The 25,571-nt window shown below is 74.3% G+C and carries 20 protein-coding genes; 15 read left to right on the top strand and 5 right to left on the bottom strand.

The annotated features are described in order from the left end of the window. Nucleotides 1-77: 77 nt before the first annotated feature. A complete protein-coding gene (locus tag H1226_RS13685; RefSeq protein WP_258341058.1) occupies nt 78-1,028 on the bottom strand; it encodes a phosphotransferase in 951 nt (316 codons plus the stop codon). 157 nt (nt 1,029-1,185) lie between these two features. On the opposite strand from H1226_RS13685, the gene H1226_RS13680 reads away from it, so the two are divergent. Continuing rightward, nucleotides 1,186-2,115: a zinc-binding dehydrogenase gene (locus tag H1226_RS13680; RefSeq protein ID WP_258341057.1), complete on the top strand. Its 930-nt coding sequence runs from the start codon at nt 1,186-1,188 to the stop codon at nt 2,113-2,115. A gap of 3 nt (nt 2,116-2,118) precedes the next feature. Here H1226_RS13680 and H1226_RS13675 read toward each other — a convergent pair whose 3' ends face one another. The 3 genes from H1226_RS13675 to H1226_RS13665 form a co-directional block, all read right to left on the bottom strand. Next, nucleotides 2,119-3,306 (bottom strand): amidohydrolase family protein, encoded by a 1,188-nt coding sequence (locus H1226_RS13675; RefSeq protein WP_258341056.1) that lies wholly within the window; start codon nt 3,304-3,306, stop codon nt 2,119-2,121. A 288-nt stretch (nt 3,307-3,594) separates the two neighbouring features. Then, nucleotides 3,595-4,386, bottom strand: a complete 792-nt coding sequence (locus H1226_RS13670; RefSeq protein ID WP_258341055.1) for an alpha/beta fold hydrolase — start codon at nt 4,384-4,386, stop codon at nt 3,595-3,597. A 149-nt stretch (nt 4,387-4,535) separates the two neighbouring features. Further along, nucleotides 4,536-5,099, bottom strand: a complete 564-nt coding sequence (locus H1226_RS13665) for a GNAT family N-acetyltransferase (protein ID WP_258341054.1) — start codon at nt 5,097-5,099, stop codon at nt 4,536-4,538. 365 nt (nt 5,100-5,464) lie between these two features. Here H1226_RS13665 and vioD point away from each other — a divergent pair, with 365 nt between their 5' ends. From vioD to H1226_RS13620, 9 genes are all read left to right on the top strand, one after another. Continuing rightward, complete coding sequence (gene vioD, locus H1226_RS13660; protein ID WP_258341053.1) at nt 5,465-6,622, top strand: capreomycidine synthase; 1,158 nt, start codon at nt 5,465-5,467, stop codon at nt 6,620-6,622. After that, on the top strand, nt 6,619-8,421 hold the full coding sequence (locus H1226_RS13655) for a non-ribosomal peptide synthetase (protein ID WP_258341052.1): 1,803 nt from the start codon (nt 6,619-6,621) through the stop codon (nt 8,419-8,421). The genes vioD and H1226_RS13655 overlap by 4 nt, the downstream gene beginning before the upstream one ends. Before the next feature lie 23 nt (nt 8,422-8,444). Then, nucleotides 8,445-9,461 carry an arginine beta-hydroxylase, Fe(II)/alpha-ketoglutarate-dependent gene (vioC, locus tag H1226_RS13650; RefSeq protein ID WP_258341051.1) on the top strand — a complete coding sequence of 339 codons (1,017 nt, stop codon included), beginning with the start codon at nt 8,445-8,447 and terminating at the stop codon, nt 9,459-9,461. 3 nt (nt 9,462-9,464) lie between these two features. Then, nucleotides 9,465-10,205 (top strand): hypothetical protein, encoded by a 741-nt coding sequence (locus H1226_RS13645; RefSeq protein WP_258341050.1) that lies wholly within the window; start codon nt 9,465-9,467, stop codon nt 10,203-10,205. Between the two features lie 75 nt (nt 10,206-10,280). Beyond that, the gene (locus H1226_RS13640) at nt 10,281-11,333 is read left to right on the top strand and encodes a Gfo/Idh/MocA family protein (RefSeq protein ID WP_258349312.1); all 1,053 of its coding nucleotides are present in this window, start codon (nt 10,281-10,283) and stop codon (nt 11,331-11,333) included. A gap of 112 nt (nt 11,334-11,445) precedes the next feature. Continuing rightward, nucleotides 11,446-12,408 (top strand): NAD-dependent epimerase/dehydratase family protein, encoded by a 963-nt coding sequence (locus H1226_RS13635; RefSeq protein WP_258349311.1) that lies wholly within the window; start codon nt 11,446-11,448, stop codon nt 12,406-12,408. After that, entirely contained in the window at nt 12,405-13,076 is a 672-nt protein-coding gene (locus tag H1226_RS13630; protein ID WP_258349310.1) for a PIG-L deacetylase family protein, read from the top strand. The genes H1226_RS13635 and H1226_RS13630 overlap by 4 nt, the downstream gene beginning before the upstream one ends. After that, nucleotides 13,069-14,313 (top strand): ATP-grasp domain-containing protein, encoded by a 1,245-nt coding sequence (locus tag H1226_RS13625; RefSeq protein ID WP_258349309.1) that lies wholly within the window; start codon nt 13,069-13,071, stop codon nt 14,311-14,313. Before H1226_RS13630 ends, H1226_RS13625 begins: the two co-directional genes overlap by 8 nt. 3 nt (nt 14,314-14,316) lie before the next feature. Further along, nucleotides 14,317-15,348, top strand: a complete 1,032-nt coding sequence (locus H1226_RS13620; RefSeq protein WP_258349308.1) for a glycosyltransferase — start codon at nt 14,317-14,319, stop codon at nt 15,346-15,348. Here H1226_RS13620 and H1226_RS13615 read toward each other — a convergent pair. Next, nucleotides 15,309-16,883: a CocE/NonD family hydrolase gene (locus H1226_RS13615; protein ID WP_258349307.1), complete on the bottom strand. Its 1,575-nt coding sequence runs from the start codon at nt 16,881-16,883 to the stop codon at nt 15,309-15,311. The two genes, H1226_RS13620 and H1226_RS13615, sit on opposite strands and share 40 nt — an antisense overlap. A gap of 96 nt (nt 16,884-16,979) precedes the next feature. Here H1226_RS13615 and H1226_RS13610 point away from each other — a divergent pair, with 96 nt between their 5' ends. The 5 genes from H1226_RS13610 to H1226_RS13590 all read left to right on the top strand — a co-directional run bounded on the left by H1226_RS13610 (nt 16,980) and on the right by H1226_RS13590 (nt 25,559). Further along, on the top strand, nt 16,980-18,698 hold the full coding sequence (locus H1226_RS13610) for a carbamoyltransferase family protein (protein WP_258349306.1): 1,719 nt from the start codon (nt 16,980-16,982) through the stop codon (nt 18,696-18,698). Beyond that, nucleotides 18,695-20,302 carry a condensation domain-containing protein gene (locus H1226_RS13605; protein WP_258349305.1) on the top strand — a complete coding sequence of 536 codons (1,608 nt, stop codon included), beginning with the start codon at nt 18,695-18,697 and terminating at the stop codon, nt 20,300-20,302. Before H1226_RS13610 ends, H1226_RS13605 begins: the two co-directional genes overlap by 4 nt. After that, complete coding sequence (locus tag H1226_RS13600) at nt 20,302-21,849, top strand: amino acid adenylation domain-containing protein (RefSeq protein WP_258349304.1); 1,548 nt, start codon at nt 20,302-20,304, stop codon at nt 21,847-21,849. Before H1226_RS13605 ends, H1226_RS13600 begins: the two co-directional genes overlap by 1 nt. A 261-nt stretch (nt 21,850-22,110) precedes the next feature. Next, nucleotides 22,111-23,784, top strand: coding sequence for an ABC transporter transmembrane domain-containing protein (locus H1226_RS13595; protein WP_258349303.1), 1,674 nt, complete (start codon nt 22,111-22,113; stop codon nt 23,782-23,784). Then, nucleotides 23,781-25,559, top strand: a complete 1,779-nt coding sequence (locus H1226_RS13590; RefSeq protein WP_258349302.1) for an ABC transporter ATP-binding protein — start codon at nt 23,781-23,783, stop codon at nt 25,557-25,559. The genes H1226_RS13595 and H1226_RS13590 overlap by 4 nt, the downstream gene beginning before the upstream one ends. Nucleotides 25,560-25,571 lie beyond the last annotated feature (12 nt).

The raw sequence follows: 25,571 nt of genomic DNA, 5'->3' as shown, positions 1-25,571 counted from the left end.
CTACGCGCAGGTCCGTCCCCGAGTGGTGGATGCCGCTCGGGGACGGACGGCACCCGGTGGCGCGGAGGCGGGCGAGGTCAGCGCTCGAAGCCACCGGCGAAGGGGCCGTCCCGCCAGCGGTCGAGCACCGGGGCGACGGCTTCGGCGAGCATCGGCAGCTGCGGGGCGAGGGCGAGGCAGGCCACCGAGCGCAGCACGCCGATCGCGTCGACCAGGCGCAGCACCCGGTCGTCGAGGGTGCGCAGGCCGAGTGCGCGCGCCGCCGCGTCGTAGGTGGTGGCGGCGTCGGCGCCGAGGAACGCCAGGTCCCATTCGACGGGCCCGGAGGTGGCGAGTTCGAAGTCGGCGAACAGGTCGCCGCCGGGCGTGGTGAGGATGTTGACGGCGGGCGCGTCACCGTGGATCGGCTGGATGCCGACGCCGGGGAACGCGGCCTCGAACTCCTGGCGGGACCGCACCAGCGGCGCGAGCACGTCCCATTCCCGGCGGGCTCGTTCCAGGTCGGCGGGGGCGAGCAGCTCGGGCAGCTCGGCGAGGTCGGCGAGCCCGCGGGTGATCATCCCGAGGTCGACCGCGTCCAGGAAGGGCAGCGCGCCGGGGTAGCTGCGCAGCGCCAGGTGCAGGTCGGCGACCAGGCGGCAGCGGTCGAGGTAGTCGGGTTCGGCGGTGGTGTCGTGCTCGACGAGCTGCCAGCAGGTCATCGAGAAGCCGTCGCGCCGCACCGGTTCGCGGGGCACGAGCGGGCTCGGCGCGACGACGGGCACGCCCTGCTCGGCCAGCCAGGCCACGACGTCGAGCTCGCTGCGCTGGCGGGCTGCCTGGGTCTCGACGTCGGTACCGCCCGGCAGCACGGTCGGCACCCGCACCACGACCGGGGAGGGGGACAGGTGCACGACGACGGAGAACGCGTCGTGCAGCACGGTCGCCGCGCCGACGTCGAGTCCGAGGTCGCGGCCGGCCGCGGTGGCGGCGGCGAGGGCGCGGGCGGTGCGGTCGGCGCGCTGCTGCGCGGTCACGGCTGCGGGCATGCGGCAGATGCTGTCACGCGGCGGTTCGGGGTGCGACGGATTTTCCGGCCGGTCGGATCACCACCGGGTATGCCACTTGACGCCAACTGCCACTCGGTGGCATAAATGGGTGGTCGCGTCCGAGCGACGACTCCACCCAGGGGAAAGGCGCGGCGCCATGCGTGCACTGCTCGTCGACCACTCCGCACCCACCGGGCTGCGGCTCGGCCGCACCACCGACCCCGCACCCGCGCCGGACCAGGCGCTGGTGCGGGTCTCGGCGATCTCGTTGAACTACGGCGAGGTCACCGACCTGCTGCCCGGCTCGCCCGACGGCACGCTGCTGGGCTGGGACGCCGCGGGCGTCGTCGAACGCCCCGCCGCCGACGGATCCGGCCCGGCCGCAGGCACCCCGGTGGTCACCATGGCCATGCAGGGCGGGTGGGCCGAGCTGCGCGCCGTGGACACCGACGCGATCGGCACCGCGCCCGAGGGAGCCGACCTCGGGCTGCTCAGCACCGTCCCGGTCGCCGGGGCCAGCGCGCTGCGCGCCCTGCGCCGCCTCGGCCCGATCCTCGGCAGGCGCGTGCTGGTCACCGGCGCCACCGGCGGAGTCGGGCGCTACGCGGTCGAACTCGCCCGCCTCGGCGGGGCGCACGTGATCGCCTCCACCCGCGACACCACCGCACGCGGCGACGAGCTGCGCGACCTCGGTGCCCACGAGGTGATCGGCGGGCCGGACGAGCTCGACGCACCCGTGCACGGCGTGGTCGACAACGTCGGCGGCCCGCAGCTGGTCAGCGCGTTCCGGAAGCTGCACCCGGGCGGCACGCTGGTCGCCGTCGGGCACACCACCGGCGAAGCCGAGCACTTCCCGCACGGCGAGCTGTTCGGCGCGCCCGGCAACGACGACCGCCACCTGGTCACGTTCTTCATGCCCTCCGCCCCTGGGCTGGGCGCGGACCTGACCTGGCTGGCCGGGCAAGTCGCGACCGGGCGGCTGCACCCGGAGATCTCCTGGCGCGGTGACTGGGAGCGGGCCGGGGAGGCCATCGACCAGCTGCGCGGCGCCCGGCTGCACGGCAAAGCGGTCCTCGACCTCAGCTGAGGTTCAGCCGACCGCCGCGCCCCGGGCGAACACGGCGCGCACCGCGCCCAGCGCGGCGAGGCCGGTGCGCGGATCACCGTCGACGACGAGCAGGTCCGCGTCCAAGCCGGGAGCGAGCCGGCCGGTCACCTCGCCCAGCCCGAGCGCGGCCGCGCTCGTCGTGGTCGCCATCTCCACGACGCGGTCGGCGGCGAACCCGAGGTGGACGTAGAGCTGCAGCGCCCCGGCCAGGTCGTCGAACGGGCTGGCCGGCAGACCCGCGTCGGTGCCGGTGATCAGCCCGACGCCGCGTTCGGCCAGCCACGGCAACCGGCCGTAGACCTGCTCGGCGACCTCCGGGGGCAGCGAGTCGATGATCCGCCGCCAGTTGCGGGAGGAGGCCGCGCACGCGTGCACACCGCGCGCGGCCATCTCCGCGGCGGTCGCGGCGTCGCGGTGCACCTCACCCGGCCCGGTCGTCCAGGAGCAGTGCTCGACGGTGCGCACGCCCGCGGCCACGGCGTCGCGGATCGCGGTGGTGCCGTGGGCGTGCGCGGCGACCGGCAGCCCGTGCCGCTCGGCTTCGGCGACGACGAGGCGCAGCCGGTCGCGGTCGAACTGGGACTGCCAGCTCGGTGGGGAGCCGGGGGTGATCTGCCCGCCCGAGGCCATCACCTTGATCATGTCGACGCCGAGCTCGGCGTTGCGCCGCACCCGCTCGCGCAACTCCTCGTCCGTTCCGGCGGCACCGCCGAGGAACCAGCAGTGCCCGTCCGGCACGGTCAGCGGCGGTCCGGTGGTGATCAGGCGCGGGCCGGTGGTGGCGCCGGTGCGGATCTCGTCCCGCAGCCGCGCGGTGATCCCGTCCCGGTCGCCGCAGTCCCGCAGCGTCGTCGTGCCGGAGCGCAGTGCCCGCAGCGCGCGCCCGGCCGCCTGCTCGTGCAGCCGCTCGTCGGAGGTGGTGCGCACCCGCTCGACCAGGGCGGCCGGATCGGGGGCGGTGTCGTCGAAGACCAGGTGCACGTGGGCGTTGATCAGCCCGGGCAGCAGGGTGGCGCCGGACCAGTGCTCGTGCCGGGTGTGCTCCCGGTGGCGCAGCTGCTCGCGCGTCCCGACCGCGGCGATCCGGGCGCCCTCGACCAGGACGGCGCCGTCTTCGAGGCACCGCCCGGCCGGCCCGGCCAGCACCCGGTCCGCGCTGATCAGCTTCATGGGTGCGGCTCCTTCGTCTTCCGGCCCGCCGAAGGGGCCGAAGGAGATCGTTCTCGCGCGTCTCCCGACTCCGGCGCCTTTCGGCACGGTGACGAAAAGAGCGCGTGGTCTCGGTCGTCGTTCCTCCGGAACGTAGCGGCGCGAACCGGGTCGCCGAGGCCGATCGCGGATATTCACCGCCGGGTTCGGCCGGTGTCGTCGTCCGACCCGAGCGGGGTGCACCCGTTCGAGCGCTCCACCGCCGGTACCGGCGGTGCGGAACTCCTGCGGGGGTGTCGACGCCGCCGATCACGTCGGCGGCGTGCGGCCTGCGGACGGTGGTGCGAAGAAGTCGAGCAGAGCCGAGTTCACCGCCTCCGGCCGTTCGAGGTAGCCGTAGTGGGCGCAGTCGGCGATCTCCATGTAGCGCGCTCCGGGGATGGCCGCGGCCACCTCGCGACCCAGGTGCGGCGGCGCGATCAGGTCATCGCCGAACCCGATCACCAGGGTCGGCACCCGGATCGCCCGGTAGGCGTCGAGCCGGTCCGCCGCGACGTCCACGAGTTCCGTCGCGCGCTCCGGCGGGAACGCCTCGAACAGGTCCAGCCAGTCGGTGAGCCGCACGTCGTCGTTGAGCGTCGCGGGGGACAAGAACTGCAGCGCCCGCTGCACCGCCGCGTACCCGGGCGGGAGCACGACGCCGCTGGCGAGCAGTTCGCGTTCGGCGGCCACCATGGCCGCGCGCAGTGCGTCGGCGCGGCCGCGGGTCGCCAGCAGCACCGCCTGCCGGGCGAGGTCCGGACGGGCCAGCAGCAGCTCTTGGACCACGTGCGCGCCCAGCGACGTGCCGACGAGGCGGCACGGCCCCAGCCGTACGCGTTCGATCAACCTGACGAGGTCCGCGACGAGATCGTCGGCACCACCGGCCGAGTGCTCCCGGTGGTCCGGGGTGAGCACCCGGTACCCGGCCGCGACCAGCGCCGGAACCTGCAGGTGCCACGTCGATCCGCCCGCGCCGGACCCCGTCACCAGCACCACCGGCTCGCCGGTGCCGACGTCGCCGAAGGGCGGTGGTGCGCCGCGGTCGTCCTCTACCGGCATCGGTCCTCCCGAACGGTGGTCACTCCGCGGGCGACGGGTGGCCCGGGGCGACGTCGGCGACGAGCGCCGCGGACGGTTCCGGCGACGGCGGTCTCGCGGGGCGTGCACCCGTCACCGAGTCGTCGCCGGTCGCGGCGGCACCCGGGTGCTCAGGTCAGGTCGCGGCTCATGAACAGCGCCGTTTCGCCTTCCGACGCGGTTCCCCGGTACAGCGAGGTGTCCAGTCCGCAGAGCGTGAAGCCCAGGCGCCGATACGCGTTGATGGCGGGCGCGTTGATGTTGGTGACCTCCAGCCACAGGGTTCGGGCCCGCAGTTCGCGGGCGTGGCCGATGGCCAGGTTCACCAGTTCGCGACCGATTCCGCGCCCCCGTTGCTCCGGAGATATTTCCACATCGGAAATGGTCATCCGGCCATTCCAAGGCTCGTGTTCGAGGTCGATGAAACCGCAGACCACTCCGGCGGAGTCGACGCACACGAACCGAACCGGGTCGTCGTCCTCGTCGTCCTCTTCCGCATCGGCGGGGAACACCTTGTTGATCGGAGGTGACACCGGAATCTCGCGCAAGCGGAAACCGTCTTCGTCCCCGCTGACTTCGAAGATGGTGTTCGTGGTGAAGGATCCGTCGATCGCGCGGACGGCGGCTTCATCTCCGTTCCCGGCCCTGCGGAAGGTGATTCCGGTGCTCGGGGAGTCGTTCTGCTGCTCGATCACGTGGCGATGATCGCACAACGCGCGGCGACCGTGAATACCGATACCGGATTTGCGACGCGCTCGGATCGGGGTATTGCACGTGCCCGGAGTGCGATCATCCGCGGCATTCGTGGAATGTGCGCACACATTCGGGTGACACCGTTCTCCCGGTGTTCGACCGCGTATTTGCGCGGTCGAACACCGCCCGCTTGACGCGGCGGAGCGGACGTGGCGATTCTGATCCGGACCTCGGCACCGATTCCGGCCGAACCTGGCGATTCACGGGTGTTCGGACCATTTCGGCGCACCGTTCGAGGGTCGTCCTCGTAGGAGATCGATCGCGGGAGCGCCGCCGTCCCGCGCCGGCTTGAGGAAGGGACGCAAGGTTGAGGGCAACACGGCTGCCGGACCAGGTTCCGGCGAACTCGGCCCCGCTGCTGGAGGAGTGGTACCGCCGCCACCTGCGACCCGGCGTGCTCGACCTCAGCTCCAGCGGGGTGCGGCCTTACACCTTCGAGCAAGTGCGCCTCGCCTGCGGCATCGGCCGGGCCGAACTCGACGCGGTGCTCATGGACGACAGCGACTCCCAAGGCGGAGCGGACGTCCGCCGAGCCATCGCCGACCGCTACGGCGACGGCGACCCGGACCGGGTGCTGGTCACCCACGGCTCCAGCGAAGCCATCGCGCTCACGCTGCCGGTGGTGCTGCGCCCCGGTGACCGGGTCGTGGTGCAGGAGAGCGCTTACCACGCGCTCGGGCACTACCCGGCGGCCATCGGCTGCGAGGTCGCCGTGCTGCCGACCGGGGCGGTGCGCGGCGGCCACGTGGACCCGGCCGTGCTGGCCGAACTGATCACCGGCGACGTCGCGGCCGTGATCGTGAACTTCCCGCACAACCCGACGGGCCGCACCCTGTCCCCGGAGGGCTGGGCGGCGTTCGTCGACCACGTCGCGACGACCGGCGCGCTGCTCGTCTGGGACGCGGCGTTCTCCGAGATCACCCACCGCTGGGCCCAGCTGCCCGAGCCCGCGTCCCGCTACGAGCGGACCCTGTCCTACGGCACGTTCTCCAAGGCGTTCGGCCTCCCCGGGCTCCGCGTCGGCTGGTGCCTGGGGCCACCCGAACTGCTGCGGGCCACGTTCCCGCGGCGCGACCGCAGCACGTTGTTCCTGTCCCCGCTGGTCGAACTGATCGCCGCCCGCGCCATGCGCCGCGCCCCCGCGCTGATCGAACCACGCCGAGCCGAAGCGCGGCGCAACCTCGACCGGCTGCGCGCCTGGGTGGCCGAGCACGCCGAGCACGTGCGCTGGCAGGAACCCCTCGGCGGGGTGTGCGCGCTGCTGGAGATCCGCGGGCTCAGCGGGGAGGCCGCCGACTGCGAAGCGTTCTGCCTCGGCCTGCTGGAGGCGCACCGCACCCTGCTCGTGCCGGGCAGCGCGTTCGGCAGGCCGGACGGGGTGCGGCTCGGGTTCGGCGGCGCCGAACGGGAGTTCCGGGCGGGACTCGGGGAGTTGTCGGCCTGGTTGCGCGGAGCGCGGTCATGACGGCCGAAGCGGACCTGCTGGCCCAGTGGGAGCGGTGCGTCGGCGAGGGTCCGCACCGGCCCGCGCTGATCATCGACGGCGGACCGGTGCTGACCTACCGCGAGCTGGACCGGCGCACGGACGCGCTGGCCGCGGACCTCGTCGCACGCGGTGCCGGGCCGGAACGGATCGTCGGCCTGGCGCTGGCCTCCCCGGCGAGCACGGTCGCGGGCATGGTCGCGGTGCTCAAGAGCGGAGCGGCGTTCACCGTCCTGGACGGCGCGCTGCCGCGTTCGGCCCGAGCGGCCATCGCCGCAGGCGCGAACGCCGAGATGTGGCTCGCCGACCGGGCGGATCCCGCGGTGTTCGGCGAGGTTCCCGTGCTGGTTCCCGGGCGGTCCGGGGCCGGCGGCCGGTGCGACTGGCGACGCCACCTGCACGACGGCGACCAGCTGGCGTACGTGCTGTTCACCTCCGGATCGACCGGCGCGCCCAAGGGCATCGCGATCGAGCGGAATTCCCTGTCCCGGTTCGCACCGGCCGTGCGCGACCGGCTGCGGCTGGGACCGGACGACCGGTGGGCGCAGCTCGCCTCGCTCGGCTTCGACGTGCTCATCGAGGAGGTGTTCCCCGCGCTGACGGCGGGAGCCGCCGTGGTCTGCCGCCGCGACGATCGGGTACCGGCGCTCGACGAGCTGCACCGGATGCTGGAGGACACCGCCAGCACCGTCGTCGAACTGTCCACGCAGTACTGGCTGGAGTACGGCCGCTGGCTCGCCGCGCACCGGCGGCCGCCGCCGCGCGCGTTGCACACCGCGCTCGTCGGTGGCGAGCGCATGGACCCGGACGCCTACCGGGCGTGGCAGCGCGCCCACGACGTCCGGCTGGTGCACGTCTACGGGCTGACCGAATGCACCGTCACCTCCACCACGTACGACGGGAACCTCCCCGCGGAGGCGTCGGAAGTCCCCGTCGGCGTACCGCTGCCGGAGGTCGAGGTGTCGATCCGGGACGCCGCGGGCGCCGCCGTGGCGCACGGGGAGACCGGCGAAATCCACCTCGGCGGCCCCCTCGTCGGACGCGGCCACGTCGACGGGACCACCGACGCGCGCTTCGGCCGGGACCCGCGCACCGGGGCGCGCATCTGCGCGACCGGCGACCTGGGACGGATCGACGCGGACGGCCAGCTCGTGTTCGCCGGCCGGGTGGACGACCAGCTCAAGATCCGCGGTCACCGGGTGGAACCCGCGCGCATCGAGCGGCTGCTCACCGAACACGCACCCGCCGAACAGGCAGTGGTGCTGGCCGACCCGCGCACCGGCACCGCGTTGTGGGCCTACCTGGTGGTCGGCGACGGCTCGGCCCCGGCCGCGGGCTGCGCACCCGCGCTCCCCGAGGCGCGGTCCGCGCGGCTGAGCGCGCGACTGGCCGCGGTGCTGCCGGAAGCCCTCGTGCCGCACCGCATCCACCACGTCCGGGAACTCCCGAAGAACGCCCACGGCAAGGTCGACCGCGACGCGCTGGTGTCGTGGACCGCCGTGCCGGCCGGTTCCGGTGGCGGAACCGGTTCGGACGCGCTGCTGGCCACGGTCCTGCGCTGCTTCCGCGACGTGCTCGACGCGCCGGACCTCGGCCCCGACGACGACTTCTTCGTCCACGGCGGGCATTCGGTGCTGGCGCTGCGCCTGATCGCCGAGCTGCGCCGCGAACTCGACCCGGCCCGGGAACTGCGGCCCCGCGTCCTGTTCGGCCACCGCACGCCACGACGGCTGTCCGCGCAGCTGCGGACCGCCCCGGCACCTGCCACCCCGCACCGGTAGTCCTCGCAGGAAGGAGAGTTGGCATGTCGAAAGCCGACCGCGCGCCCTACGTCCTGGAACCCGACGAGGCCCGCACGATCGCCGAGCACGTCCTGGCCGTGTCCCGCGCCTACCCGTCGTTCGACGATCCGGGGCTCATGCTGGACCTGCCCTACCTCGCCGGCCAGCTGCCCTACGGCGTGCAGCGCCACCTGCGCGAGTTCGCCATGGGCGACCGCGCCGGCTACTGCGTCGTGCGCGGGCACCTGGTCGACCAGGAGCGCATCGGCCCGACTCCGGAGCACTGGCGCGCCCGCCACCGCCCCGGCCCCGAGTTCCCGGAGGAGATCCTGCTGCTGCTGTACTCGGCGCTGCTGGGCGAACCGTTCGGCTGGGCCACCCAGCAGGACGGGGTGCTGGTGCACGACATCTTCCCCGTCCGCGCCCACGAGAACGACCAGCTCGGCCTCGGCAGCCGGGAACTCCTGACCTGGCACACCGAGGACGCCTTCCACCCGTACCGCGGGGACTTCCTGCTGCTGGCGGCGCTGCGCAACCCCGACCACGTGCCGACGACCGTCGGCGAGCTCGACGTCTCCGCGCTGTCGCCGCACGACGTGGACGTCCTGTTCCAGGAGCGGTTCCACATCGCGCCGGACGAGTCGCACCTGCCGAAGAACAACAGCACCGGCACCCGCGGCGGCCGCTTCGACGGCATCCAGCGGATGCTGGACGAGCAGCGGCCGGTGGCCGTGCTGTTCGGCGACCGCGAAGCCCCGTGCCTGCGGCTCGACCCGTACTTCATGGCGGAGCCCACCGACGCGGAGGCCGCGCGCGCGTTCCGCGCGATCGTCGAGCACGTCGACGCCCGGATGCGTCCCGTGGTCGCCGACGTCGGCGACCTGCTGGTCCTCAACAACCACCGCGCGGTGCACGGCAGGCTGCCGTTCCGGGCGCGCTACGACGGCACCGACCGCTGGCTCAAACGGGTGTGCGTGACCGCTGATCTGGCGAAGTCCCGCGACATGCGCGCCGGCGCCGAATCCCGCCTGCTGGGCTGAGCCGTGCTCACCGACCTCGCCAGGGATCCGCAGCTCACCGCCGACGTCGACGCCCTCGTCGGCCGCAACATGCCCGCGTTCATGAGCTGGGAATCGCCGGGGAACTGGCGTTGGCACCGGCTCGGCGAACTGTTCCCCGAATGGCAGCTGTGCCTGCTGGCCGAGGACGGGTCGTTGCGGGCCGCGGCGAACGCGCTGCCCGCCTGGTGGGACGGGACGGTGCCGGGGCTGCCGGGCGGCTCCGACGACGTGCTCGTCGAGGTGATCGACAACGCCGGGCGGAGCGGGCACGACGTCGTGTGCGCGCTGTCGGTCTCGGCGGTGCACCGCGGCAGCGGCGACGCCCGGATCCTGCTGCGGGAGCTGATCGACCGCGCGGCCCGCCGGGTCCGGCGCGGCGTGCTCGTCCCGCTGCGGCCCACCAGGAAGTGCCGGTACCCGCTCATCCCGCTCGGCGACTACGCCGACTGGACCGACCGGGACGGGCGCTGCTTCGACCCGTGGCTGCGGACCCACCTGGAGCTGGGGGCGCGGCGGCTGGCCGTGGCCGAACGCTCGCTGGTGATCAGCCAACCGGCGGAGCGCTGGGCGGAACTGCTGGACCTGCCGATACCCGCGCCGGGGCGCTACCTCGTACCCGGCGCCCTGGCTCCGATCGTCGTGGCCGAGGACGGCACCGGAACCTACGCGGAACCCAACCTCTGGCTGCACCACGAACCGCCCGCCTCGGGCGGATCCGAGTAGCGGTGCCGGTGGCCGCACCGCCTGCGGACGAAGGACGTCTCGGTCGAATCCCGGCCGTTGAACGGAGGTTCCACCATGTCATCACTTCGCCTGGCCGTCGTCGGTTGCGGAGCGGCGGCGCGCGGATGCCATCTGCCCGCGCTCGCCCGGTCCGGACCGCAGGTGCGGTTGACCGCGTTGGTCGACCGGAGCCCGCGGGAGGCCGAGCGGGCCCTGGAGGTGTACCGGGCGCACTCCGGTACCGGGGACGTGCGGCCGGCCACCGCCGTGCACGAGGTCCTCGACGAGTTCGACGCGGCCGTGGTGGTCGTCCCGCACACCGCGCACCGCGCCGTGGCCGAAGATCTGCTCGCGCACGGCAAGCACGTGCTGCTGGAGAAACCGATGACCACCGGCCCCGCCGACGCGCGCCACCTGGTCGAGCGGGCCCGCTCCGGTGCGGCCGTGCTCGCCATGGCGCACCCGCGGCGGCTGTTCCCCGCCTACGCCTGGGTGCGGCGGCTGATCCGGTCCGGCGAGCTGGGCGACGTGCGCCGCGTCGACTGGGTCGAAGGGGCGCCCTACGGGTGGGAACCGGTGAGCTGGTCGATGTTCGACCGCGCGCTGGCCGGGGGCGGGGTGCTCACCGACACCGGCGCGCACGTCCTGGACACCCTGCTGTGGTGGTTCGGGCCCGACGTGGAAGTCGCCGACTACCGCGACAACTCCCTCGGCGGCGTCGAGTCCGACGCGGAGCTGTCGCTGCGGTTCGGACCGGTCGAGGCGCGGGTGTCGTTGAGCAGGCTGCGGCCGCTCGGCGGCGGCTGCACCGTCGTCGGCGACCGGGCGACGGCCACGATCGGTACGGACTTCCCCGCCGGGGAGTGCACGTTGATCACCGCGGACGGCGTCGAGCTCCACCGCGGTGACGTGGCACCGGTGGCGCCCGCGCAGGGCGAGTGGGAGCTGCTGTTCGTGGAGCAGCTGGCGGACTTCGCGGCCGCCGTCGAGCGCGGCACCGCACCGCACTCCGTTCCCGCCGACGGGCTCGCCGTCGTCGACCTGATCGACCGCTGCTACCACGGCCCCGCCCGGCGCGCGTGGGCCCAGCCCTGGATCACCGGCGACGCCGGAGCGGTCCGCGCCTAGGAGTCCACCGAGGGCGAGCCGCAGCGGGCCGGGTGCCGACGTGTCCGAGCCGGTCACCGCTGATCGGCTTCCGCTGCTGACGAGACGATCGAAGACCTGGAGGGATGTCTGGATGACCACTGCGGACAGAACCGTGGCCGTGACCGGAGCGAGCGGGCTCGTCGGCGGGCGGATCGTGGAACGGCTGGTGCTCGATGGGGCGGAGCGGGTCGTGCCGGTGGTGCGCGGGTTCGGGCGGGTGGCCAGGTTCGCCCTGCTGCCGCAGGAGCGGATGTCGTTCCGGGTCGCCGACCTGCTCGACCAGGAGGCGCTGGAGGACGCGTTCCGCGGCGTCGACGTGGTCGTGCACTGCGCCTTCGGCTCGCGCGGATCGGAGGACGAACGCTGGGCCACCACCGTCGGGGGAACCGCGAACGTGCTCGCCGCGGCCCGGCGGGCGGGTGTGCGGCGCGTCGTGCACCTGAGCACGCTGGACGTCTACGACCGGACCACGATCGAGCGGATCACCGAGTCGGCGCCGGCCCGCCCCGACGATCCCGGCGACCGCGAGTACGAGCAGCAGAAGCTCGCCGCGGAGCGCCTCGTGCTGCGGGCGCACGGCGAGGGGCTGGAGACCGTGGTGCTGCAACCCGGGGTGATCTACGGGCCGTGGGCCGAGCAGTGGACGGTGGCGCAGCTGACGCGGCCCGCCGCCGACTACGAGCACCTGCCGACCGGGGACGCCGGGATCAGCAACGCCGTGCACGTCGACGACGTCGCCGACGCGGCACGGCTGGCCGTCACCGCGCCCGTCGCGGCGGGGCAGCGCTACCTGGTGGGCAGCGACGAACCGGTCAGCTGGGGCGCGTTCTTCGACGCCTTCCGCGGCATGCTCGGCCACGGCACCCCGTCCGGAGCGGGTCGGTGCACCGTTGCGGACTGGGAGCTGGCGCTGTACCGCCAGCCCGGCCGCGCCGAGTTCGGCAAGCTGCGGCGGGAGCTGGGCCACCACGCGCGGGTGTCGTTCGCCGACGGCATCGCGCTGACCGCGCAGTGGGCCCGCTGGTACGGACTCGTCCCGGCGAGCGCGTCGTGACCGGGGTCCGCGACGTGCTGGTGCTCGCGCCGCACCCGGACGACGAGGTGATCGGCTGCGGCGGGTCGATCGCCGCGCACGCGGCGAACGGAGCGCGGGTGACCGTCGTGGTCGTGGTCGAACGCGAACGCAGCGGATTCGACGACGACGTCACCGATGAGGAGTTCGCCCAGGAGACCGCCGACGCCTGCGCGGTGCTCGGGGTGAGCAGGTGCGTGCGGCTCGACGAGCCCTCCCGCGATCTGCGGTCGTCCCGGCGGTTGCACCTCGACGTGGTGCGGGCGCTGCGCGAAACCCGCCCGCAGGTGGTGTACCTGCCGCACGACAACGACGACGACGTCGAGCACCGCGCGGTGCACCGGCTCGGAGTGGAGGCGCTGTGGATGGCCCAGTCGTCGTTCTTCGGCGAAGCGGGCGAACCGATGTCCGCGCCGGAACTGGTGCTGGGCTACGAGGTGTGGTCGCCGCTGGCCCGGTTCCAGCACGTGCGCGACATCGGCGAGCACCTGGAGGCGAAGGTGGCCGCGATGGGCTGCTACCGGTCGCAGCTCGCGCACGCCCGCTGGGACGAGGGAGTGCGCGGCCTGGCGTCCTACCGGGGCGTGCTGACCTCCGGTGGCGGGCACGCCGAGGTGTTCCAGGTGCTGCAGGTGGCCGCCCGTGGGTAGCCGGCTGCTGGTCTGCGGCGTCGGCGCCGGGATGGACGGGTCGGTCTCCGCGCTGGCCCGCCTCGGCCTGGAGGTCGTGGTCGCCACCGAACGCCCCGGGCCGGCCGCGCACCGCGACGCGGGCACCGTGCTGCGGGTCGACCCGCACGACGCGGACGCGGTCGCGGCCGGGCTCGCCGGAGCCGGGATCACGGGGCTCGACGGTGTGCTGTCCCTCGGTTGCGACAACCCGCCCGCCGTGAGCGGGCTGGCGGCCCGTTTCGGCTGCCCGGGCCTGCCCGAGCGCGTCGCGCTGGACTGCACCCTCAAGCACCGCAGGCTGCGGCGGCTCGCCGCGGCCGGAGTGGCCACGCCCCGCCACGCGGTGGCCACGACGCTGCGCGGCGCGCTCGACGGGCTGCGCGAACTGGGACTGCCCGCCGTGGTCAAACCGTGCGACCGGTCCTCATCGGTGGGGGTGGCCAAAGTGGACGGTCCGGAGACCGCGCGGCCGCTGGTCGAGCGGGCGCTGCGGCTGAGCCGGTCCGGCCGGATCGTGCTGGAGGAATTCCTGGAGGGCACCGAGCACACCGCGGTCGCGTTCCTCGCCGACGGCGTGCTGCACCCGGTCGGGTTCGCCGACCGCGACTACCGGAACAAGGAGCTGTTCGCACCGCACTTCCTGGAAAGCGGTGACACCCTGCCCACCGCGCTCACCGCGGAGCAGGTGCGCGAAGTGCTGGCGGTCGTGCACACCGCCGCGCGGGCCCTGGAACTGGATCCCGCTGTGATCAACACCGATGTGCTGCGCACCGCGGACGGCGAGGTGTTCCTGCTGGAGATCACCGCGCGGATCACCGGCGCCCGGATCGCCACCGAGGTGATGCCGCTGAGCACCGGCGTCGACCCGCTGCCCAACCTGGCCCGGCTCGCCCTGGGCAGGCCGCTCGCGGTCGACGAGCTCGTGCCCACCCGGTGCCGGGCGGTGGTGCAGCGGTTCCGCCCGGTGGACGGCGAATTCGTGGCCTGGGCGGGAGATCTCGGCCAGGTGCCGCGAGACCCGCGGGTGCACGACCTGTTCTGGGGAGTGCGCCCCCGCGCCGGCACGAGGCTGCCGCGCTGCGGCAGCGGGACCGACGTGCTCGGCGGCGTCATCGCGACCGGGGAGTCGGTCGCCGAAGCGGAGTCCGTGGCCGCCGCGGCGCTGCGCTCGCTGCCGGTGCGCTTGGAGACCGACGACCCGAACCGGGAGAGGTGAGCCGTGGGCGACGACGAACCGGAGCTGTCGCGCGCGCTGGCCGCGACCAGCGTGATCATCGCGCTGCGCGACGACGTGCGCATCGCCGAGTGCCTGAACTCCATCGACGAGGACGTGGAGGTGGTGCTGGCGCTCAACGGCGCCACCGCCCAGATCCGCGCCCTGCTGGCGGCCCGGCCCGAACCGCTGACGATCACCGAGATCGCCGACGCGGGCAACCTCGGCGCCGCCTACAACGCCGGGGCCGAGGCCGCCGCGGGCCGCTACCTGCTGCTGATGGACTCCGACTGCACCTTCGCGCCCGGCGTGATCCGGTCGATGGTGCGCGCGGCGCTGACCGACCCGGTGGTCAAGGGGCAGGTCGTCTACGGCGAAGCCGACGAGCTGCTGAGCAGGCTCACCGCCCGGGTCCGCGAGTACGACGAGGGCGACTACATCAGCGCGTTGTCCCCGCCGCTGGTCTACGACCGCGGCATCGTCGAGCGCATCGGCGGCTACCACTTCAACCCGCTGATCCACTGGTGCGAGGACCGCGAGTTCGACTTCCGGTTGCAGCTGGCCGGGATCGCGGTGCGCTCCCTGCCGGAGGCGCGGATCTTCCACGACGCGCAGCGCGGGTTCCAGAACGTGCGCAGCTACTTCCGCTACGGCATCGGGGAGGGCATCGCCCAGGAGCTGGGCGTGTTCACCACCCCGGCCGTGCCGGTGCTGTGGCGGTGCTTCGAGGCGTCGCGGACGCTGCTGCACTGCGCGCGGCGCAAGGGGATCGGTGCCGCCGCGTACTACGCGGTGCTCAAGGCGGCGCTGCACACCGGAACGCTCCACCACCTGCTGCGGGACCCCTACCGGGTGCGGGCGCGGTACCCGGCGACGGCGCGGCGGGTCCGGATGGTGCACGCCATCCCGCAGCACTGCTGCGAGCTGAGCCCCGAGCAGAAGCGGCGGTTGCGGGAGTCGCACGCGCGCCACGGCACCCCGATCGCCGCGGCCGGCGATCAGTCCGGGGACACCGGCAGCACCAGGCAGGACCCGTGAGCGCCACCGTGGTGCACCGCGCCGACCACGCCCGCGGCCAGGGCGGGGTCGAGGTCGAACCGGGGGAAGTTGCTCGCGGCGAGGTCGAGCCGGATGCGGTGTCCCGCGCCGAACCGGTGCGCCACCGCGCCCAGCCGCACCGCGAGCTCGGTGATCCGGCCGGGTTCCAGACCGGCCGGGGCGCCCGGGTCGCGGTGGCGGGCGCGCAGCACGCCGTCGCAGAGCAGCTCGGCCCGGCCGTCCGGGTGCACGTCGACGAGCTTCGCCGCCAAGTCCGCATCGGGGGTGGTGGCGGCGAAACCGAGCACCACCCGCACCTCGCCGATGACGGTGAGCGGCCGGTGCAGCCGGTCACCGGTGTAGCGCAGCACGTGGGGGTGTCGTTCGACGTCGCGCTGGTCGAGGGGGCCGCAGTCGGCGCCGACGAACATCCCGGTCATCAGCGTGGCCCCGCCGCACGTGGGCACCGGTGCGGCCGGGTCGTGGCGCAGCTGGTCCGATGCGGGCTCCGCCGGCTCGGGCAGCAACCGCCCGTCGCCTTCGGCGGCCCGTCCCCGGCCGGCCAGGTGCACGGCCTGGTCGGTGGTGCCGGGAACCGGCCAGCACGGGAAGTCGCGCCACTCGTCGGCTCCGGTGACGAACAACCGGACCGGCGCGCCGGGCGCGGTGTCCCGGCCCTTCAACGCCCGGTCGAAGTGCGCGATGTGCAGGGCGGTGATGTCGACGACGTCCTCGTCGGCGGCGTGGCCGTAGCGCCGCTGCGGGAAGATCCCGCCGGTGACGCAGTGCGACCAGGGTCCGACGACCAACGTGGACAGCTCGGGCCGCCGGGAGCGCGCCGCGAGGCCGTCGGCGAGGAAGATGTCGTACCAGCCGCCGATGCTCAGCAGCGGCGGTCCCGCGGCGGGTTCCTCCGCCACCGCGGGTTCCTCCAGCCAGTCCCGGTAGTACGGCGCGCACCTGTCCAGCAGCTCCAGCGCCGCACCGGGATCGGCGTAGAGCCGGTCGATGTCGTCGAGCGCGGCGATGACCTCGGCGGCCGCCGCCGAACCGGCCGCGAGCTCGGGCAGCACCAGATCGCACAGCACCCAGTGCAGGCAGAACCCGAGCTGGAACGCACCACCGGAACGCGTGGCACCGGCGCGGGAACCGGGCGCGACCTGCGCGGCGACCGCTCCGCACCCGGAATCCGGCGCCGCCAGCAGCGCCGCCATGCCCTCGTAGGAGCGGCCGAACAGCGCGGTCCTGCCGTCGCACCACGGCTGAGCGGCGACCCAGTCGAGCGTGTCGGCGCCGTCCTCGCGTTCGGTGGCGAACGGCCGGAAGGCGCCATCGGAACCGTCCCGGCCGCGCGTGCTCTGCACCAGCAGGTTGTACCCGGCCCGCACCAGGCGCAGCCCGTCCACGGACCGTCCCCCGGGCGCTCCCGAACGGCCGTAAGGGGTGCGCCGCACCGCGGTCGGCAGCCGGTCCGCCGTGTCCGGCCGGTACAGGTCGGCGAGGAGAACAGTGTTGTCCCGCAGCGGAATCCGCAATCCGCGGGTGACTTTGATGTCCGTTTCCGCTCCCGGATCAGTCGCGCACCGATCCGGTGCGCAGCCGTTGTCAGCACAGTGGGCAAAGGATCGAGCATGCGCGTTCTCGGAGTCAACGGGTGGCCCGGTGTCAGTCATGACGCGGCGGCCTGCCTGCTCATCGACGGAGAAGTGGTGGCGTTCGCCGAAGAGGAGCGCTTCACCCGGCACAAGCACGCCTACGGCGCGGCGCCGCTGAACGCGACCGCGCACTGCCTGGACCGCGCCGGACTCGCGCTGGACGACGTGGACGTCGTCGCCCACGGCTGGGACCTGCCGCGGCTCTACCGCGATCGCGGGTTGGACTGGTTCTCGTGCGAACGCGACGCGCTGGAGCACTTGCTGCCCGCGGCGCTGTTCCCGCGCGGCCGCGACCCGCAGCTGACGTTCGTCGGCCACCACCACGCGCACGCGGCCAGCGCCTACCACCTCTCCGGCCACGACCGCGGCGCGATCCTGGTGCTCGACGGCCAGGGCGAGAACGAGAGCGCGAGCCTCGCCGTGGGCGAGCGGGGCAGGGTGCGGATGCTGCGCTCGGTTCGGCCCGGCTGGTCGCTGGGCTACTTCTACTCCGCGGTGTGCGAGCACGTCGGACTGGGCGGCGACGCGGCCGGGAAGATGATGGGGCTGGCCTCCTACGGCACGCCCGGCGACGCCACGTTCGGCACGTTCGGGTTCACCGACGACGGCTACACCCTCGACGCCGTCCCGGAGGGCCTGCTCGCGCGCGGCAGCACCGACGAGGAGTCCGCGGCGCTGGAGCTGTGGCGGGAGCACCTGGCGCGCACGCAGCCGTTGCCGCCGAACCGGGTCAGCACCCGCTTCGACCCGGCGATCGGCCGGTTCCGGCGGGTGACCGAGCGGGATCCGTTCGACTACCGGGACCTCGCCGCCACCGCGCAGTCCGCCGTGGAGCAGTGCGCGATGGGCCTGGTGCGCGCGCTGCTGCGCGAAACCGGGCAGCGCACGTTGCTGCTGGCGGGCGGTGTCGCGTTCAACGCCACCCTCAACGGGAAGCTGCTGCGGATGCCGGAGGTCCGCGACCTGTTCGTGCAGCCGCTGGCCGGGGACCAGGGCGTCGCGCTCGGCGCCGCGGCGTTCGTCGCCGCCGAGGCAGGCGAACGGGTGCGGCCGATGACCGGGTCGGTGGCCTGGGGCCCGCGGTGGAGCGCGGGGCGGATCCGGGAACGGCTGGAGGCGGCCGGCATCGCCTACACCGAACCGGCCGACATCGCCGAGGCCACCGCCGACCTGATCGCGGCCGGCGACGTGGTGGGCTGGGTGCAAGGCGCGGCGGAGGGCGGTCCGCGCGCGCTGGGCCACCGCAGCATCCTCACCCGCCCCGCGCCGCTGTCCCAGCGCGACCGGGTCAACGTGCGGGTCAAGGACCGGGAGGCGTGGCGCCCGTTCGCACCGAGCCTGCCCGCGGAAGCCGCGCCGGAACTGCTCGGCGTTCCCACCCCGCTGCCGTACATGATCGTGACCACCCCGGTGCCGGAGAGCTCCCGGGAGCTGATGCCCGCGGTGGTGCACGAGGACCGCACCACCCGGCCGCAGACCGTCTCCGCCGACGTCGACCCGCTCTACCACCGGCTGCTCGGTGCGGTGGGCGAGCGCACCGGTGTCCCGGTCGTGCTCAACACCTCGTTCAACGGCAAGGAAGAACCCGTCGTGTGCTCCCCGGACGACGCGCTGGCGACCTTCGCCCGGTGCCCGCTCGACGCGGTGGCGCTCGGACCGTTCCTGGTGCGCCGGGACACCGGGGGGCGGTCATGACCGGCGGGGACGACCAGCGGGTGCGGGACCGGCTGGTGGAACTGCTCGGGCATCGGCTGGTGACCGCGGAGTTCGATCCCGCGACGGCGCTGTGGCAGCAGGGCGTCGACTCGCTGGACCTGATCCGCCTCGCCCGCAGCGCCGAGATCGAGTTCGCGGCCCGGATCGCGCTGCGGGAACTGCTCGACCCGGACCTGACGCTGGACGCGCTCGTGCGGACGGTGCGCGCGCGGGAGGGCACGGCCGGCGGCGCCGGCGGTGAACTGCTCGGCCCGGTGGTGTTCGCGCCCTCCCAGGAGCACGCCTGGGACATGCAGCGCGGCGGGCGCGACCACTGGAACCAGTCGCTGCTGTTCCGCACCCGCCCCGCGGTGCGCGGCGCGACCTTGCGCACCGCGGTGCGCGGCCTCGTGGTCCGGCACCAGTCGCTGCGGCTGCGGGTGGAGGACCGGCCCGGGCAGCGGCCGAGGCAGACTTCGTGGGACGCCGAGGACGGCGACCGGGATGCGGTGTTCCACCAGGTCGACGTCACCGGCCTCGGTGAACGGCGGGCGGGCGAGCAGGTGCTGCGGCGCGCGGAGCGGGAGCAGCGCGAGCTGGACCTGGCCGCGGGCCGCACCTTCCGCTGCGTCTTCTTCGACGCGGGCGACGCACCCGGGTGGCTGCTGGTGACCGCACACCAGCTGACCGTCGACCTGATGTCCTGGCCGATCATCCTCGCCGACCTGGAGCACCTCGCCGCGGCCGCCGAGGCGGGCGCCGAACCGGCGCTGCCCGGTGAGGGCACGTCCGCGCTGCGGTGGGCCGCGGCGGTCGCCGAGTACGCCCGGACACCCGGTGCGGAAGCGGAACTGCCGTGGTGGACCGGCGTGCTCGACACCCCCGCCGCGGTGCCGCTGGACTTCCCGCACGACGACCCGCACCGGGCGAACACCGGCGCCACCGCGGAGATCCACGTGGAACGGTTCACCCGGGAGCAGACCGGCCGCCTCCTGACGACCGCGGTGGGCGGAGAGCGGGTGCCGCCCGCGACGGTGCTGCTGCACGCGCTCGGCGAGGTGCTGGCGACGTGGTGCGGCACCGACCGGTTCCGGCTCGACGTGCTGCGCCACGGTCGCGACGAGGATCTCGCCCCCGTCGACCTCGGCCGCACCACCGGCTGGTTCACGGTGTCCGTGCCGGTGCGCCTGTCCCGGGCGGGCGGGCTCATCGGCACCCGCGACCACCTCGACGGCATGCCGCACGGCGGTGTCGGCTACGGCGCGCTGCGCCACCACGGCAGACCGCGTCCCTCCGGCCGGTTGCGCTCGGCCGCCCGCTCCGACGTGTCCTTCGACTACGAGGGCGACGAGGACGCGCTGCCGATCGGCGAGGTGCTGATCGACGTCGCCGACGAGCAGCCCACCGGGATCACCGCCGCCGACTGGTCCCGGCCGCACCTGATCGAGGTGCTGGCGATGATCTCCGACGGTGAACTGCGCGTCGAGTGGTGGTACTCCCGCGCCCTGCACGTGCCCGCGACGATCCGGCGCCTGGCCGCCGAGCACCGCCGCCGGGCGTGCCGACCCGAGACGTCCCCCGAACCGCACAGGAGCGAGCGCTGATGAGCACGCCCGACCTCGACGCACCCCCCACCATCGCGCCGGCCAACATCGTGGACGGCGTGTTCGCGCACGCCCGCGCGGACCCGGATTGCCCGGCGATCGTCAGCGACGGCGTGGCCGTCAGCTACCGCACGCTCGCCCGCTGGGTCAGTGCCGTCGCCGACGCCGTCACGCCTCGCGCCGAGCACGAGCAACCCCCGGTCGGCGTCGTCGCGCACCGGTCCGCGCACGACGTGGCCGCGATGCTCGGCGTGCTCGCCGCCGGGCGCTGCTACCTGCCGGTCGACCCGGACGCGCCTTCGGCGTACCTGCGTTCGGTGCTGGCCGCGACCGGCTGCGTCGAAGTGGTCGCGACCGCCGCCACCGGGTACCGGCCGCCGGTGCCGGAGCTGATCGAGATCAACTGGACGAACGCGGACCTGCCGGTGCGCGAGGCCGCCGAACCCGTCGTCGCAGGGGACCCGGCCTACGTGCTGTTCACCTCCGGCTCGACCGGAGCTCCCAAGGGCGTGGTGCTGCCGCACAGCGCGCTGGCCGCGACCGTCCCGCGGCTGCGCGAGCTGTTCGGCATCCGGCCCGGCGAGACGGCGCTGTACTTCCACAGCGCGGCCAGCGACACGAGCCTGGAGGAGGTGCTGCCGACCCTGACCGGGGGCGGGACGCTCGTCATCGACGACGACTGCGACGTGCGCATGTCGGAGGTGCTGGCCGAGCACGAGATCAGCGTGCTCAACCTGACCACGAGCTATTGGCTGCTGCTGGTGAACCGGCTGCTGGACGAGGGCGCACCGCTGCCGGGCTGCGTGCGCACCGTGATCATCGGCGGGGAGGCGTGCCGGGCGGACATGCTGGAACGCTGGGGGCGGCTCGGCGCCGGGCACGTCCGGTTGCTCAACACCTACGGCGCCACCGAGACCGGCATGATCACCCACGCGGTGCGCCTGGACGGACCGGACGTGGTCGACGGTGGCGGCGTCGTGATCGGCCGGCCGCTGCCGCACGTGCGCCAACGGCTGATCTCCGAGGACACCGGCGAACCCGTCGGCCCCGGCGAGGTCGGCGAGCTGTACCTCAGCGGCCCGAACGTGGCGCTGGGCTACCACGGCGATCCGGGGCTGACCGCGAAGTGGTTCCCGCGCGCGGACTTCGGCGACGGCCCCCGCAGGTGGTACCGCACGCACGACCTGGTGCGCGCCCGCCCGGACGGCGCACTGGTCTTCCACGGCCGCATCGGGCACCAGGTGAAGATCCGCGGTTTCCGGGTCGACCTGAACACCGTGGAGGAGCAGATCGCCGCGGTGCCCGGCGTGGTGGCGGTCGCCGTGGCCGCGGCGCGGCGCGGCGAGCACGAATCGCTGGTGGCGTTCGTCGTCGCGGCGGCCGACGCGGACACCGTGCTCGGCCGCGTTCGCGCGCGGCTCGTCGATTCGGTGCCGGCGCACCTCGTGCCGAACGAGTTGGTGGCGGTCCCCGAGCTCCGCTACACGGCCAGTGGCAAGATCGACCGGAACGCCACCCGCGACGAGCATCTGCGCGGTTCTCCCTGATGCCGCGCCGGTACGAGCGACGGGCCCGTCGGATCGAGCCGGGGCACGGCGTCCCCACTGCTTCGCCGTTCTGGTCCCGTCGCGGGCGAGGCCGCTGATCGGCGCCGGCGCACGCGGCCACCCGGGTCACCGGCGCCCCTGGTGAGAACGGCGGTCTTCCCCGGAGCCGAACCGGCCAGGAGCTCGCTCGCGCGCTGCGGAGCAGGTCGAGGATCCGCCGTCCGCGCCGCTGCGCGACGGCAGCACGACGACAGGTGGAACATGCGATCTGACAGGTTCGTCCGTCCCGGGCATCCGGACGTGCTCCCGGAAGCCGACTCCCGCAGCGCCTGGCGGCTGCTGTGGTGGCTGGTGCGGCTGCGGCCGTGGCCGCTGGTGGCCGCCGCCGCGCTCGGCGTCTGCTGGATGGTGCCCCTAGCGCTGGTCCCGCTGGTGATCGGCCGCGCCATCGACGCGGGCATCGCCCACGGCGCCGACGGTGCCGTGTACGGCTGGGCGTGCGCCGTGTTCGGCCTGGGCGCGGTGCAGGCCCTTGCCGGAGCGGGGCTCATCCAGGCCGCGACGGCTGCCGAGATGCACGCCGTGTCGGTCGGCCACCGGGTGCTGCTGCGGCACTCGGTGCGCCTCGGGGGGTCGCTGCGCGAACAGGCCCGCACCGGCGACGTCGTCGCGATCACCGCCGGGGACGTCGACAACATCGGCGACGCGTTCGAGGTCGTGGGGCGCGCGATCGGCTCGCTGGTCGCCTTCGCCGTGGTGTCGGTGGTGCTGGTGCTGACCTCGCCGCTGCTCGGCGCGGTCGCGCTGGTCGGCGTGCCGCTGGCGGTCGCAGGCATCGGACCGCTGCTGCGGCCGCTGCAGGAACGCAACGAGCAGCAGCGCGAACACCTCGGCGACGCCACCGCCCGAGCCGGCGACATCGTCGCGGGCCTGCGGGTGCTGCGCGGCATCGGGGGCGAGCGCCGCTTCGCCCGCAGGTTCGCCGTGGTCAGCCAGCGCGTGCGCGCGGCGGGCGGGGCCGCGGGCCGGACGGAGGCGTGGCTGGAGGCGGCCGGAGTGCTGCTGCCCGGCCTGGTCACCGTCGTGGTCACGTGGCTCGGCGCGCGTCTCGTCCTCGGCGGCGTGATCAGTCCGGGCGAGCTGATCGCCTTCTACGGTGCGGCGGCGTTCCTGACGCTGCCGGTGAGCACGGCGACCGAAACCGCCGACTCGGTGAGCATGGCGCTGGTGGCGGCCCGGCGGATGCGGCGCGTCCTGCGGCTCGAACCGGCACCCCCGCCGCCCGCGGACCCGGTGCCGTTGCCGAAGACCGCACTGCGCATCGTGGACTCGCCGACCGGCCTCGTCGTCGAACCGGGAGCGCTCACGGTCGTCGACGCGCCCAGCGCGGTCAGCGGCCCCACCGCCGCGCGGATCACCCGGCGCAGCGCCGGAACCGGAGAGGTCACCGTCGGCGGCCTCCCGATCGAGCGGCTGGACCTCGCACAGCTGCGGCGCCGCGTCGTGCTGTGCACCCACACCGACACCCTGTTCAGCGGTGCGCTCGACGACGAGCTGACCAGCGTGCGGCGAACGGCCGGCCGCGCCGAACTCACGACCGCGCTGCACGTCGCGGCCGCCGCGGACGTCCTCGACTCGCTCGGCGGCCCGTCCGCGGCGGTCGCCGAAGGCGGCAGGTCGCTCTCGCACGGCCAGCGGCAACGGCTGGTGCTGGCCCGCGCCGTGCTCGCCGACCCGGAAGTGCTGGTGCTGGAAGACCCCACCTCCGCCGTGGACGCGCACACCGAAGCCCTCATCGTGCGGCGGCTCGCCGAACACCGCCGCGGCCGCAGCACCGTCGTGTTCAGCCAGAGCCCGCTGTGGACGAAGGCGGCCGACCGGACCTGCCGGCTCGACGCCGAACCTGCCACCGCGACCGGAGGAGACCCGCTGTGAGCACCGCGACGCGCACGCCGCTGCCGATCGCCGACACCGCCCAGGTCCGCACCTGGGTGCGCCGGGTGTTGCGGGCCAACGCCGCGGCGGTGACCTCGGTCCTGCTGCTGTTCGCGCTGGCGCTCCTCGCCGCCCTGGTGGGGCCCCGGCTGCTGGGCCTGCTGGTCGACTCGGTCACCGCGGGCACCACCACGGCGCGCGTGGACCTCATCGCGCTGGCGCTGCTCGGCGTGCTCTCGGTGGAGGCGCTGCTGCAGCGCGCCGCGATGGTGCGCGCGGCCTACCTCGGCGAGAAGGTGCTGGCCGAGACGCGGGAGGAGTTCGTGCGCACGGTGGTCGAACTCCCCCCGCAGACCGTCGAATCCGCCGGGACCGGGGACCTGCTCAGCCGCGCGACCTCCGACGTGGACCGGCTCGACGAGGGGATCCGCCACGCGCTGCCGGAGATCGTGATCTCCGCGCTGACGCTGGTGTTCCTCGCCGCGGCGATCGTGCTGACCTCGCCGCTGCTGTCGCTCGCGCTGCTGGCCGGACTGCCGTTCGCGGTGCTGTCGACCTGGTGGTACCGGCCGCGAGCGCGCCGCGCCTACGCCCGGCTGCTCGTCGAGGAAGCCGACGTGCTCGCCAGCACCCACGAAACCGTCCACGGCTGCGCCACCACCGAGACCTTCGGCCTCGGACCGCGCCGCGTCGACCACCACGGCCGGGCGGTGGCCGCGGTCGTGCGCACCCGGGCCCGGACCGCGGACCTGCAGAAGGTGTGGTTCCCCAGCCTGGACCTGGCCACCACGGTCCCGGCCGGGGTCGTGCTGCTGCTCGGCGTGCTCGCCCACCGGCACGGACTCGTCGGCCTGGGCGAGCTGACCGCGGTGGTCGTCTACGTGCAGCTGCTCGGCGGACCGCTCAACGAACTGCTCACCTGGGTCGACGAGCTCCAGATCGGCAATGCCGCGCTGCGCCGGGTGCTGGGCGCCGACCGGATCCCCACGCCCGAGATCCCGGACTCGCCGCCTCCGCGCGGGCACGCGATCCGGCTGCGCGACGTGCGGTTCGGCTACCGGCCCGGGCACGAGGTCCTGCGCGGCGTCGACCTCGACGTCCGGGAAGGCGAACGGATCGTGCTGGTCGGCGCCTCCGGCGCGGGCAAGTCCACCTTGGCCAAGCTGGTGGCCGGGGTGCACGCCCCGGACGGCGGATCCGTGCTGGTCGGCGGCGTGCCCACCACGAGCCTCAGCACCGAGGCGCTGCGCCGCGAGATCGCGCTGATCACCCAGGAACACCACGTCTTCCTCGGCACCGCGCGGGAGAACCTCACCTTGGCCGACCGCGACGGCGACCCGGGCGCGGACTGGAGCGACGCGGAACTGCTCGACGCCCTCGACCTCGTCGACCTCGCGGACTGGGTGCGGTCGTTGCCGCACGGCTTGGACACCGAGATCGGCGACGGGACGATCACCGTGCCCGCGTCGGTGGCCCAACGGCTCGCGCTGGCGCGGTTCGTGCTCGCCGACCCCGCGACCGTGGTGCTCGACGAGGCCACCGCGCTCGTGGACGCGGCGGCGTCCCGGCAGGTGGAGCGCTCGCTCGCCGCGGTGCTGGCCGGTCGCACGGTGATCTCCATCGAGCACCGGCTGGACACCGCGGCCGAGGCCGACCGGATCGCGGTGCTCGACGCGGGACGCATCGTCGAGGTCGGCACCCACGACGAGGTCGTCGCGGCCGGCGGCACCTACGCGCGGTTGTGGTCCGCGTGGAACCGCGCGGACCACGACTGACCGGACACGACC

The organism is Saccharopolyspora gregorii, assembly GCF_024734405.1.
GTDB classification, from domain to species: domain Bacteria; phylum Actinomycetota; class Actinomycetes; order Mycobacteriales; family Pseudonocardiaceae; genus Saccharopolyspora_C; species Saccharopolyspora_C gregorii.
The sequence above is the reverse complement of the archived record's forward strand: the minus strand, read 5'-3'. Positions and strand labels throughout refer to the sequence as shown.

Bases quoted from the DNA above. Each gene is read 5' to 3' on its own strand.
- H1226_RS13685 (WP_258341058.1), bottom strand. From the start codon at position 1,028: ATGCCCGCAGCCGTGACCGCGCAGCAGCGCGCCGACCGCACCGCCCGC.
- H1226_RS13680 (WP_258341057.1), top strand. From the start codon at position 1,186: ATGCGTGCACTGCTCGTCGACCACTCCGCACCCACCGGGCTGCGGCTC.
- H1226_RS13675 (WP_258341056.1), bottom strand. From the start codon at position 3,306: ATGAAGCTGATCAGCGCGGACCGGGTGCTGGCCGGGCCGGCCGGGCGG.
- H1226_RS13670 (WP_258341055.1), bottom strand. From the start codon at position 4,386: ATGCCGGTAGAGGACGACCGCGGCGCACCACCGCCCTTCGGCGACGTC.
- H1226_RS13655 (WP_258341052.1), top strand. From the start codon at position 6,619: ATGACGGCCGAAGCGGACCTGCTGGCCCAGTGGGAGCGGTGCGTCGGC.
- vioC (WP_258341051.1), top strand. From the start codon at position 8,445: ATGTCGAAAGCCGACCGCGCGCCCTACGTCCTGGAACCCGACGAGGCC.
- H1226_RS13640 (WP_258349312.1), top strand. From the start codon at position 10,281: ATGTCATCACTTCGCCTGGCCGTCGTCGGTTGCGGAGCGGCGGCGCGC.
- H1226_RS13635 (WP_258349311.1), top strand. From the start codon at position 11,446: ATGACCACTGCGGACAGAACCGTGGCCGTGACCGGAGCGAGCGGGCTC.
- H1226_RS13610 (WP_258349306.1), top strand. From the start codon at position 16,980: ATGCGCGTTCTCGGAGTCAACGGGTGGCCCGGTGTCAGTCATGACGCG.
- H1226_RS13605 (WP_258349305.1), top strand. From the start codon at position 18,695: ATGACCGGCGGGGACGACCAGCGGGTGCGGGACCGGCTGGTGGAACTG.
- H1226_RS13600 (WP_258349304.1), top strand. From the start codon at position 20,302: ATGAGCACGCCCGACCTCGACGCACCCCCCACCATCGCGCCGGCCAAC.
- H1226_RS13595 (WP_258349303.1), top strand. From the start codon at position 22,111: ATGCGATCTGACAGGTTCGTCCGTCCCGGGCATCCGGACGTGCTCCCG.